This is a genomic window from Microtetraspora fusca, from assembly GCF_001570365.1.
In the GTDB taxonomy this organism is placed as follows: Bacteria; Actinomycetota; Actinomycetes; order Streptosporangiales; family Streptosporangiaceae; genus Microtetraspora; species Microtetraspora fusca.
The window spans coordinates 36541-46297 of the sequence record NZ_BBYK01000083.1 but is presented as its reverse complement, the minus strand read 5'-3'; the positions used below and the strand labels follow the sequence as shown (position 1 = coordinate 46297).

The window sequence follows — 9757 nt, the reverse complement described above, 5'->3', positions numbered from 1 at the left end:
CCCGGGGTTGGCGGGTTGTGGTGTTCTGGCTGGCCCGGCTGGTGGTGGTGTGGTGTTTGTGGTGGTGTGGTGTTTGTGGGGGGTCCCTTTTTGTTTTCGGGGGTTATGTCTGGCTTTTGCTGCCTGGGGCTGGTTTTGTTGGTTCGGTGTGGCTGGGTCTGGTTGGCAGTGTCTCTGCCCTTGGTCGTGTTGCTGCGGCTCCGGTTTTGGTGTGTGGCTCTCGGGTCGGTCGTGGTGGTGGCCGGGGTGCGGCGGGGGAGGTTGGCGCGGAGGCGGGGGTTGTGGAGGCCGGCGTAGGACCGTGCCATGTACCACCGCGCCTGCGACGGCTGCGGGAGCGGCATCACCAGAGCGCAACTATCACGGCCGGCCGGAGCAGCCCCCGCCGCAGCGCCTACGGACCTCAGCCATGCGCAGTGCCTACGCGCCTCAGCCATGCGCAGTGCCTACGCGCCTTGGCCATGCGCAGTGCCTACGGGCCTCAGCCATGCGCACCAGCTAGCTAGGAGGCTCGGCCAACGAATGGGTGCCCGGTAACTCGCGAGTGACCGATAGGCCGCGGATGCAATATCGTGCGGATCATGAGCCTGCCGACGCCCATGGAACCGAGAGACCCAAAGGAGATGCGGGTCTCGCACGAGGATCGCGACCGGGTCGCCGATGCGTTGCGGGTGGCCGCCGGGGATGGCCGGCTGACCATGGAGGAGCTCGACGAGCGGCTGGAGGCGGCCTTCGGCGCCCGAACCTACGCTGACCTGGCGCCGCTGCTGGGGGATCTGCCCGGGCTCGGTTCGGGCGCGCTGGCAGCGCTGGGCGAGTCGCTCTCCGCTCCGCCGGTGCAGTCCAAAGATGTCGTGCACGTCAAGCGGGTCGGCGGCAGCGTCAGATATGAGGGTGTCTGGATCGTCCCGAAGAGGCTGGATCTGGACGTGCGCGGAGGCTCCGTGCTCCTCGACTTCACCCGCGCGACCGTCGCGGGCGCGATGACCGAGGTGAACGTGCACATGCGCGGAGGATCGCTGCGCATCGTCGTCCCGCCGGGCTATGCCGTGGACGGAAATGAGGTGAGTATGCATGGCGGCTCCGTGCGCGACCGGTCCGCCAAGGACGCCCCGCCGGACGCGCCGATCGTCCACCGGATCATCGTGACCGGAGAGATCGTCGGTGGCAGCGTGGTCATTCGCCCGCCTCGCCGCCCCGGACGGCTGCGCCGCATGCTCGGCCGTTCCGCCGGACACGCGCTCGGGTAGCGGCGCTTATCCCTGAGCGGAGACGGTCGGCCACGGCTACCGCCTTACCCCAGGGCCGGCGGGCCCCACGTATCGCCCCTCGTGCCCCACGAGCCTGGAGTCCGAGAGGAAGCTCAGCTGGAAACCAGGCGGTAGCCGACGCCGCGGACGGTTTGGATCATTTGGTCGTCCACGTCGCCGAGGCGGGCGCGGAGGCGCTTCACGTGGACCGCGATGGTGTTCGTGGACATGGCGTCGGGGGAGTGCCAGACGTGCCGCATGATCTGGTCGCGGGTCACCGTACGGTCGGCGTTGCGCATCAGGTAGTACAGGAGCTCGAACTCTCTGAGGGGGAGATGCACGATCTTCCCGTTGACCTTGACCTGGTAGGCGGTGACGTCCAACTCGACGTTGCCGATCGTCAGTACGGTCCGCTCGATCTCCTGGCGCCGGAAGGCGGCCTGGACGAGGGGGAGCAACTCGGGGACGCGGTACGGCCGGGCCACGCAGGCCGTAGCCCCCGCGGCGAGGGCGCGTACGGCCTGCTCGGCATCGCTGCCGAAATCGATGCCGAGCAGGACCGGTACGGCCCGCGCCAGCCGTACGGCGCGGACGAAGTCGAGCGGGCCGATGATGGGCAGCGAGGCGCTGATCAGGACGGCGTCGGGCTGGAGGGCGCCCGCCTGGAGCAGCGCCTGGGCGCCATCGGGCACGCCGGTGACCTCGACGCCTTCGGGTTCCAGAGCGGCCGTGAGTTGCCGGATCAGGTCGCTGTCCGGATCGGCCACCAGGAGTATGGGTGCCGACCGAGTGTCCCCCTCCACTGCGGGTACCGTCACCCGGGTTCCTCCACTTCCTTGCGTTTCCGTTTCACGAAGAAGCCGAGACCGCGCCCAGATCCGGGCCGGGGTCAGCCGAAGCGGCCGGTGATGTAGTCCTCGGTCGCCTTCTGCCCGGGGTTGGTGAAGATCCTGGACGTGTCGTCCATTTCGATGAGCTTGCCCGGCTGGCCCTGACCCGCCAGGTTGAAGAACGCGGTCTTGTCGCTGACGCGGGCGGCCTGCTGCATGTTGTGCGTCACGATCACGATCGTGTAGTCCTGCTTGAGCGACGAGATGAGGTCTTCGATCGCGAGCGTGGAGATCGGGTCGAGGGCCGAGCAGGGCTCGTCCATGAGCAGGACCTGTGGGCGTACGGCGATGGCCCGGGCGATGCACAGGCGCTGCTGCTGACCGCCGGAGAGGCCCGAGCCGGGCTTGTTCAGGCGGTCCTTGACCTCGTTCCAGAGGTTGGCGCCCTTGAGGGAGGACTCGACGATGCCGTCCAGCTCCGACCTGGAGAACCGCCCGTTGAGCCGGAGGCCGGCGGCGACGTTGTCGTAGATGGACATCGTCGGGAACGGGTTGGGCCGCTGGAACACCATGCCGATGGTCCGGCGTACGGAGACGGGATCCACGTCGGGGCCGTAAAGGTCCTGATCCTCGAGGCGGACCTTGCCCTCGACGCGGGCGCCGGGGACGACCTCGTGCATCCGGTTGAGCGTCCGCAGGAAGGTGGACTTGCCGCACCCGGACGGGCCGATGAACGCCGTCACCGTGCGCGGCTCGATGGTCATCGTGATGTCCTCGATGGCCTTGTGCGCCCCGTAGTAGGCGTCGAGTCCGGCGACCTCGATCTGCTTGGCCATGTCCTAACCTCTCTTCGCGGGCGAGCGCCACCACGCGATGAGGCGCGCCACCAGGTTGAGCAGCATGACGATCAGGATCAGGGTCAGCGCCCCGGTCCACGCGCGGTCGATCGCCGTGTCGGTCGGCCGTCCCGCCTGGTCGAAGACGTACAGGGGGAGGCCCATCTGCGGCCCGCTGAACGGGTCGTTGTTGATGGAGTCGGTGAAGAAGACGGTGAGCAGCAGCGGGGCGGTCTCACCGGCGACGCGGGCGACGGCGAGCATCACGCCGGTCACGATGCCGGTGAACGCGGTGGGCAGCACAACCTTGACGATGGTGCGCCACTTCGGGACGCCCAGCGCGTACGACGCCTCGCGCAGGTCGTTCGGCACGAGACGCAGCATCTCCTCGGCGGAGCGGACCACGACCGGCATCATCAGGATCGACAGCGCCATCGCGCCGGCGAAGCCCGAGAACGGCATGCCGAGGGCGAGGACCCAGAAGGCCAGCACGAAGAGGCCGGAAACGACTGATGGGACGCCGGTCATGACGTCCACGAAGAAGCTGATCCACCGGGCGAGCCGTCCGCCGGCGCCGTACTCCACCAGGTAGACGGCGGTGAGCAGGCCGATCGGCACCGCGATGAGCGAGGCGAGGAGGACCTGTTCCAGGGTGCCGATGATCGCGTGGTACGCGCCGCCGCCGGCGTCCCTGGCTCCGATGTTGCGCATGGAGTGGGTGAGGAACTCCAGGTCGAAGCGCGCCAGGCCGTTCTTGACGACGAGCCACAGCACCGACAGCAGGGGGACGACCGCGATGGCGAATGCGAGATAGACCAGCGCCTGGACGACGCGGTCCTTCACCCGGCGGCTGGTCGAGATGGGCTGAATGCCCGTTTGCACAGTGGTCATGCGGCCCTCGCGAACTCCTTCCGGCGGGCGATGATCAGGCGGGCGCCCATGTTCACCACCAGCGTGATCAGGAAGAGGACAAGGCCGGACGCGATCAGCGCGCCACGGCCGATGGTGGTCGCCTCGCCGAAGCCGTTGGCGATGTTGGCGGCGATGCTGTTGCCGTTCGGACCGAGGATCTGGAACGAGATCCCGAAGGTCGCGGGGAGGATGAGCGCGACCGCGATCGTCTCGCCCATGGCCCGTCCGAGGCCGAGCATCGCCGCGCTGATGATGCCGGGGCGGCCGAAGGGCAGCACCGACATCCGGATCATCTCCCACCGGGTGGCCCCGAGGGCGAGCGCGGCCTCCTCCTGCATCTTCGGCGCCTGGAGGAACACCTCGCGCGAGATCGCCGCGATGATCGGCAGAATCATGATCGCCAGCACGATCGAGGCGGTCAGCATGGACTTGCCGACGACCTGGTCTCCGCCGAACAGCGGGATCCAGGCGAAGTACGTGTTCAGGAACTCCGACGGGCCGCGCATGAACGGCACCAGGAAGGCGACGCCCCACAGGCCGTAGACGACGCTGGGCACCGCGGCCAGCAGGTCGACGACGTAGCCGAGGACGGCGGCCAGGCGGCGCGGCGCGTAGTGGGAGATGAACAGCGCCACGCCGATGGCGACCGGCGTCGCGATGATCAGCGCCAGGAACGAGCCGAGCACGGTGCCGAACGCGAGCGCGGCGATGCCGAACTTCGGCTCCGTCGCGTTGGGGGTCCAGATCTTCTCGGTCAGGAAGTTCGAGGTGTTCGCCTGGAGCGCGGGGATGGCCTTGACGACCAGGAAGACGCCGATGGCCGCCATGATCGCCAGTAGGACGATGCCCGCTCCGATCGAGGCGACACGGAACGGCACGTCGCCACGGCTGCGCCGGAAGGCGGACCGGCGCACGGCCGGTCCGCCTTCACGTGTAGGTGATGTCGTGACCATCTGGGTTAGGAGATCGCCTCGACGGCGGTGCGGACCTTCGTGAGCAGGCTCGCGGGGAGCGGGGCGTAGCCGAGGCCGGTGAGCGCCTGCTGGCCCTCGTCGCTGGACGTGTAGGTCAGGAAGGACTTGACCAGCTTGGCGTCCTCGGCCGACAGGCCCTTCTCGCAGGTGATCTCGTAGGTCACCAGGACGATCGGGTACGCGCCCGCGGCCTTGGTGGCGTAGTCGATCGACAGCTTCAGGTCGTTGCCGGTGCCGGTGATCTCGGCCGACTCGACGGTCTTGGCCGCGCTCTCCGGGGTGAGCTCGACGAACTCACCGGAGCCGTTGGAGACCTTGGCCTTCTGGAGCTGCGAGTTCTCCGCGTACGCGAGGTCGACGTAGCTGATCGCGCCCTCGGTGCTCTTCACCGAGGAGGCGACACCGTCGCTGCCCTTGGAGCCCTGGCCCTTGGCCTCGGCCGGCCATGCCTTCGCCGGCTCGTACGGCCAGTCCGCCGTGGCCTTGAGGAACTTGGTGAAGTTGTCGCTGGTGCCCGACTCGTCCGAGCGGTGGAACGCCTGGATCGCGGTCGAGGGAAGCTTGGCGTCCGGGTTCTCGGCCTTGATGGCCGGGTCGTCCCACTTGGTGATCTGGCTGTTGAAGATGCCGGCGATCGTCTTCGGGGAGAGCTGCAGCCCGTCGACACCCGGAAGGTTGTAGACGACCGCGACCGGGCCGGTGACCATCGGAATGTTGATCGCCTTGCCGGTCTTGCAACGGGCGTCGGCCTGCTCCGGCTCACCCTTGTCGTCCTTGAGAGCGGAGTCGGAGCCCGCGAAGGCCACGGTGCCCTGGATGAACGCCTGGACGCCCGCGCCGGAGCCACTGCCCTGGTAGTTGAGGCTCACACCCGGGTTTGCGGACTGGAAGGACTTCTTCCACTCCTCGATCGCGGGGCCCTGTGCGGAGGAGCCGGCCGCGTTGATGGTTCCGGACAGACCGCCGGCGGCGGCGGGGGAACCAGCGGCGGTGGCACCACTGTCGGCGCCGGTGTTGTTATCGGTGCCGCACGCAGCGAGCGAAAGCACGCCGGCGATGGCGGCCGCGGCGAGCCGGCCTGCATACTTCACGGTTATGTCCTCCCACGTTGCTCTTTCAACGAGTAGGACGGTAAAGAGTCAAGGTGACTTAATGCCCCGTTAAAGGTGAACGGGCAGTGAACGGCCACAGTCGCTCTTGTGCCGATTCCCTTGGGGACGCGAGGAACTGGGACCATGAGCACATGAAGCGCATCTGCCTGGTCTGCATGGGCAACATCTGCCGCTCGCCGATGGCGGAGTTCGTGCTCCGCCGCACGCTGGAGGAACACGGCCTCGACATCGAGGTCGACAGCGCGGGCACCGGTGGCTGGCATGTCGGCCAGCCCATGGACGAGCGGGCGCTGGCGACGCTGGCCGAGGGCGGGTATGACGGCTCCACACACCGGGCCAGGCGGTTCGACCCCGCCTGGTTCGCCGAGCGCGACCTCGTTCTGGTCATGGACGCGGAGAACCTGAGCGCCGTGCGCAGGATCGCCCCGCCGGAGGCGGATGTGCGGCTGTTCCGTTCCTTCGACCCCGCCTCGCCCCCGGGGGCGGAGGTGCCCGATCCGTACTACGGAGGCCGCTCGGGCTTCCTCGACGTGCTCAGGATGGTGGAGGCCGCCTCGGAAGGGCTGGCGAGGCACCTTGCGGATCACTAGGGATCTGGGCTCCAGCCACGCCTGGACGCTGCACGAGGGTGAGATCGACGGCCGCCGGGTCTTCGTCAAGCGCGGCGCGGACTTCACCTCCGAGGCGGCCGGGCTGCGCTGGCTGGCCGAGGCGGGGGCGGTCGCCGTACCCGAGGTCATCGAGGCCGGCGACGGAACCCTGGCCCTGGAGTGGATCGAGCCCGCGCACGCGACCGCCGCCGCGGCCGAGCGGTTCGGCCGCGAGCTGGCGGCGCTGCACCGCGCGGGCGCGCCCGGCTTCGGCGCGCCGTGGCCCGGCTATATCGCCGAGCTATCCATGGACAACACGCCCGAGCCGGACTGGCCGTCCTTCTACGTGCGGCACCGTGTCCTCCCGTTCGTACGACTGGCACGGGACGGCGGGGCGCTGACGGACGCGGACGTGAAGCTGATCGAGGAGGCGTGCGACCTCATCCCGGAGGTGTGCGGCCCGGCCGAGCCGCCCAGCCGCATCCACGGCGACCTCTGGAGCGGCAACGTGCTCTGGACGGCGTCGTCCGGCGCGTCCGGCGCGGAGCGGGCGGTCCTCATCGATCCGGCCGCACACGGCGGGCACCGGGAGACGGACCTCGCCATGCTCGCCCTCTTCGGCGCGCCGCATCTGAACACGATCCTCGCGGCGTACCGCGAGGCCGCGCCGCCGGCCGACGGGTGGCGCGAGCGCGTGCCGATGCACCAGCTTCACCCGCTGCTCGTCCACGTCTGCCTGTACGGCGAGGCCTACCGCGGCAGCCTGCTGTCGGCGGTGTCGCAGACCCTCGCCCTGTGACCGGCGAAACGACGACTTAGCGGGATCAGTCGCGGTTCAGCCGCTTGAGCACCTCGTCGTGCAGCGGGCCGTTCGTGCAGACCATGCTGCCGCCCTCAAGCGGATCGCCGCCGCCCACGGCGGTGCAGGTGCCCCCCGCCTCCTCCACGATGACGGTGAGCGCGGCCATGTCCCAGGGCGACAGCTCGGGCTCTGCGGAGATGTCGACCGCGCCCTCGGCGACCATCATGTGCGACCAGAAGTCGCCGAACGCCCGGGTGCGCCAGACACCGCGCATGAGGTCGAGCACGTTGTCGAGCCGCCCCTGCTCCTCCCAGCCGGTCAGGCTGGAGTACGAGAACGACGCGTCGGCGAGCCGGGCCACGCCGGAGACCTGGCAACGGGTGGCCTTGGTCAGGTTGCGGCCGGTCCACGCGCCGCCGCCCCGGACGGCCCACCAGCGGCGGCCGAGCGCCGGGGCGGAGACGACGCCGACGACGACCTTGCCCTCCTCCATCAGCGCGATGAGAGTGGCCCAGACGGGGACGCCGCGCACGTAGTTCTTCGTACCGTCGATGGGGTCGATCACCCACGAGCGCATGCCGTACCCGGTCTTGCCGAACTCCTCGCCCACGATGGCGTCGCGCGGCCGGGCCCGGCGCAGGGTGCCGCGAATGGCCTCCTCGACCGCGCGGTCGGCGTCGCTGACCGGTGAGAGGTCGGGTTTGGTGTCGACCTTGAGGTCGACCGCTTTGAAGCGGCGCATGGTGATGTCGTCGGCGGCGTCCGCCATCACGTGCGCGAGACGCAGATCGTCGGTGTAGCCGGTCACAGGGATCAACGCTATCGCGACCCGCGCCGGTCACATCAGATCGGGCATCGCTCCGGAATTTACTACCGAGTAACATTCCGTCATGGACATCGGTGCTTTCCTCCTCGACAGCGTGCCCTTCGCCCGGTTGCTGGGCATCTCCTTCGACTCGGTCGGCACGGGGACGGCGATCGCCCGCCTGCCCGACCGCGGCGACCTGCACAATCACGTCGGCGGGCCGCACGCGGGCGCGCTCTTCTCGCTGGCGGAGTCGGCCTCGGGTGCGGCCATGCTGTCGGCCTTCGGCGACCAGCTCTCCCGGGCCGTCCCCCTCACCGCCTCGGCCGAGATCCGCTATTTCAAGCTGGCCAAGGGAGAGGTGACCGCCACCGCGACGCTGCGCGCCGACCGCGCGGAGGTCGTGGCCCTGCTGGACGAGGGGAAGCGGCCCGAGTTCACCGTCGCGGTGGAGATCAGGAACGCCGACGACGTCGTCGTCTCCGAGGTGGCCTTCTCCTGGACCCTGCGCCCCAATGTGCGCGTTCAGGCCGGGGGTGACTCTCCGGCGTAACGGGAACGTTTCACACCGGCCCGGACGGGCGGGCAGGCGTGGAAGCCTGTGTGGAGATGTCGCGGGTCGCGGCACAGGCTGAATCTCCGGCGTTCATGCCGGAGAGCGTCAGTCGTCGCCGCCCTCGCGGCTGGTGAGCAGCCGGCGCAGGGACTCCAGGCGGGCGGGGTCGGCGTGCCCCTCGGCCACGAAACGGTCGAGGGCGCACCCGTCGCCGAGGTGCGTGCAGCCCTTGGGGCACTCGACGGTCGCCTCGTTCAGGTCGGGGAAGGACGCCAGCACGGTCTCCACATGCACGTGCGCCAGGCCGAAGCTGCGTACCCCGGGCGTGTCGATGATCCAGCCGCCCTCGGGCAGCTCCAGCGCCACGGCCGAGGTCGAGGTGTGCCGGCCGCGACCGGTCACCACGTTGACGTGCGAGACCGCCCGCTCGGCCGTCGGGACGAGCGCGTTGACCAGCGTCGACTTGCCGACCCCCGAATGGCCCACGAGCACGCTGATCCGGTCTCTCAGATGGTCGCGCAGCTCGTCCAGCGGCCCGCCCTTGCTCACCACGACGTACGGCACGCCGAGCGGGTCGTAATGCGCGACCAACTCGTCGGCGGGCGCGAGGTCCACCTTCGTCAGGCAGAGCAGCGGATCGATGTCGGCGTCGTACGCCGCGACCAGCAGCCGGTCGATCATGCGGGGGCGCGGCGGGGGATCGGCCAGCGCGGTGACGATGACGAGCTGGTCGGCGTTGGCCACGACGGGACGCTCGACGTCGTCGGTGTCGTCGGCGCTGCGCCGGAGCATCGAGCGACGCTCCTCCACCCGGACCACCCGGGCGAGCGTGTCCGGACGGCCGCTCACGTCGCCGACGAGGGCGACGCGGTCACCGACCACGATGCCCTTCCTGCCCAGCTCGCGCGCCTTCATCGCGACGACGGTGACGTCACCCACCAGGCAGGTGTAGCGCCCGCGGTCGACGGCCACGACGAACCCCTCGACGGCCTTGTCGTGCGCAGGGCGCAGCCGGGTCCGCGGCCGGGACCCCTTGCCCGGCCGGATCCTGACGTCGTCCTCGTCGTAGTGCCGCTTTCTCAGAGTGTCC

At 69.5% G+C, this 9757-nt stretch carries 11 protein-coding genes; 4 read left to right on the top strand and 7 right to left on the bottom strand.

The window, feature by feature from the left end:
- The first annotated feature begins 581 nt into the window (after nucleotides 1-581).
- Nucleotides 582-1250 carry a DUF1707 SHOCT-like domain-containing protein gene (locus AWQ68_RS37610; RefSeq protein WP_157546383.1) on the top strand — a complete coding sequence of 223 codons (669 nt, stop codon included), beginning with the start codon at nucleotides 582-584 and terminating at the stop codon, nucleotides 1248-1250.
- Between the two features lie 113 nt (nucleotides 1251-1363).
- On the opposite strand, the gene AWQ68_RS37605 is transcribed toward AWQ68_RS37610, so the two are convergent.
- From AWQ68_RS37605 to pstS, 5 genes are all read right to left on the bottom strand, one after another.
- On the bottom strand, nucleotides 1364-2068 hold the full coding sequence (locus tag AWQ68_RS37605) for a response regulator transcription factor (RefSeq protein ID WP_066950676.1): 705 nt from the start codon (nucleotides 2066-2068) through the stop codon (nucleotides 1364-1366).
- Nucleotides 2069-2139: 71 nt separating this feature from the next.
- Nucleotides 2140-2916, bottom strand: a complete 777-nt coding sequence (pstB, locus tag AWQ68_RS37600; protein WP_066950673.1) for a phosphate ABC transporter ATP-binding protein PstB — start codon at nucleotides 2914-2916, stop codon at nucleotides 2140-2142.
- Between the two features lie 3 nt (nucleotides 2917-2919).
- The gene (pstA, locus tag AWQ68_RS37595) at nucleotides 2920-3807 is read right to left on the bottom strand and encodes a phosphate ABC transporter permease PstA (protein WP_066950671.1); all 888 of its coding nucleotides are present in this window, start codon (nucleotides 3805-3807) and stop codon (nucleotides 2920-2922) included.
- Nucleotides 3804-4781, bottom strand: a complete 978-nt coding sequence (gene pstC / locus AWQ68_RS37590; protein WP_066950668.1) for a phosphate ABC transporter permease subunit PstC — start codon at nucleotides 4779-4781, stop codon at nucleotides 3804-3806. Before pstC ends, pstA begins: the two co-directional genes overlap by 4 nt.
- A 5-nt stretch (nucleotides 4782-4786) precedes the next feature.
- Nucleotides 4787-5893 carry a phosphate ABC transporter substrate-binding protein PstS gene (gene pstS, locus AWQ68_RS37585; RefSeq protein WP_066950667.1) on the bottom strand — a complete coding sequence of 369 codons (1107 nt, stop codon included), beginning with the start codon at nucleotides 5891-5893 and terminating at the stop codon, nucleotides 4787-4789.
- Between the two features lie 152 nt (nucleotides 5894-6045).
- On the opposite strand from pstS, the gene AWQ68_RS45495 reads away from it, so the two are divergent.
- Complete coding sequence (locus AWQ68_RS45495) at nucleotides 6046-6504, top strand: low molecular weight protein-tyrosine-phosphatase (RefSeq protein WP_066950664.1); 459 nt, start codon at nucleotides 6046-6048, stop codon at nucleotides 6502-6504.
- Nucleotides 6491-7303, top strand: a complete 813-nt coding sequence (locus tag AWQ68_RS37575; RefSeq protein WP_066950662.1) for a fructosamine kinase family protein — start codon at nucleotides 6491-6493, stop codon at nucleotides 7301-7303. Before AWQ68_RS45495 ends, AWQ68_RS37575 begins: the two co-directional genes overlap by 14 nt.
- Nucleotides 7304-7328: 25 nt before the next feature.
- Here AWQ68_RS37575 and hisN read toward each other — a convergent pair whose 3' ends face one another.
- Nucleotides 7329-8114, bottom strand: a complete 786-nt coding sequence (gene hisN / locus AWQ68_RS37570; RefSeq protein ID WP_084464843.1) for a histidinol-phosphatase — start codon at nucleotides 8112-8114, stop codon at nucleotides 7329-7331.
- An 82-nt stretch (nucleotides 8115-8196) separates the two neighbouring features.
- On the opposite strand from hisN, the gene AWQ68_RS37565 reads away from it, so the two are divergent.
- Entirely contained in the window at nucleotides 8197-8664 is a 468-nt protein-coding gene (locus tag AWQ68_RS37565; protein WP_066950660.1) for a DUF4442 domain-containing protein, read from the top strand.
- A gap of 108 nt (nucleotides 8665-8772) precedes the next feature.
- Here AWQ68_RS37565 and rsgA read toward each other — a convergent pair whose 3' ends face one another.
- Complete coding sequence (gene rsgA / locus AWQ68_RS37560; RefSeq protein WP_373281575.1) at nucleotides 8773-9639, bottom strand: ribosome small subunit-dependent GTPase A; 867 nt, start codon at nucleotides 9637-9639, stop codon at nucleotides 8773-8775.
- Nucleotides 9640-9757 lie beyond the last annotated feature (118 nt).

Bases quoted from the DNA above. Each gene is read 5' to 3' on its own strand.
- AWQ68_RS45495 (WP_066950664.1), top strand. From the start codon at position 6,046: ATGAAGCGCATCTGCCTGGTCTGCATGGGCAACATCTGCCGCTCGCCG.
- AWQ68_RS37610 (WP_157546383.1), top strand. From the start codon at position 582: ATGAGCCTGCCGACGCCCATGGAACCGAGAGACCCAAAGGAGATGCGG.
- pstC (WP_066950668.1), bottom strand. From the start codon at position 4,781: ATGGTCACGACATCACCTACACGTGAAGGCGGACCGGCCGTGCGCCGG.
- AWQ68_RS37565 (WP_066950660.1), top strand. From the start codon at position 8,197: ATGGACATCGGTGCTTTCCTCCTCGACAGCGTGCCCTTCGCCCGGTTG.
- pstB (WP_066950673.1), bottom strand. From the start codon at position 2,916: ATGGCCAAGCAGATCGAGGTCGCCGGACTCGACGCCTACTACGGGGCG.
- pstA (WP_066950671.1), bottom strand. From the start codon at position 3,807: ATGACCACTGTGCAAACGGGCATTCAGCCCATCTCGACCAGCCGCCGG.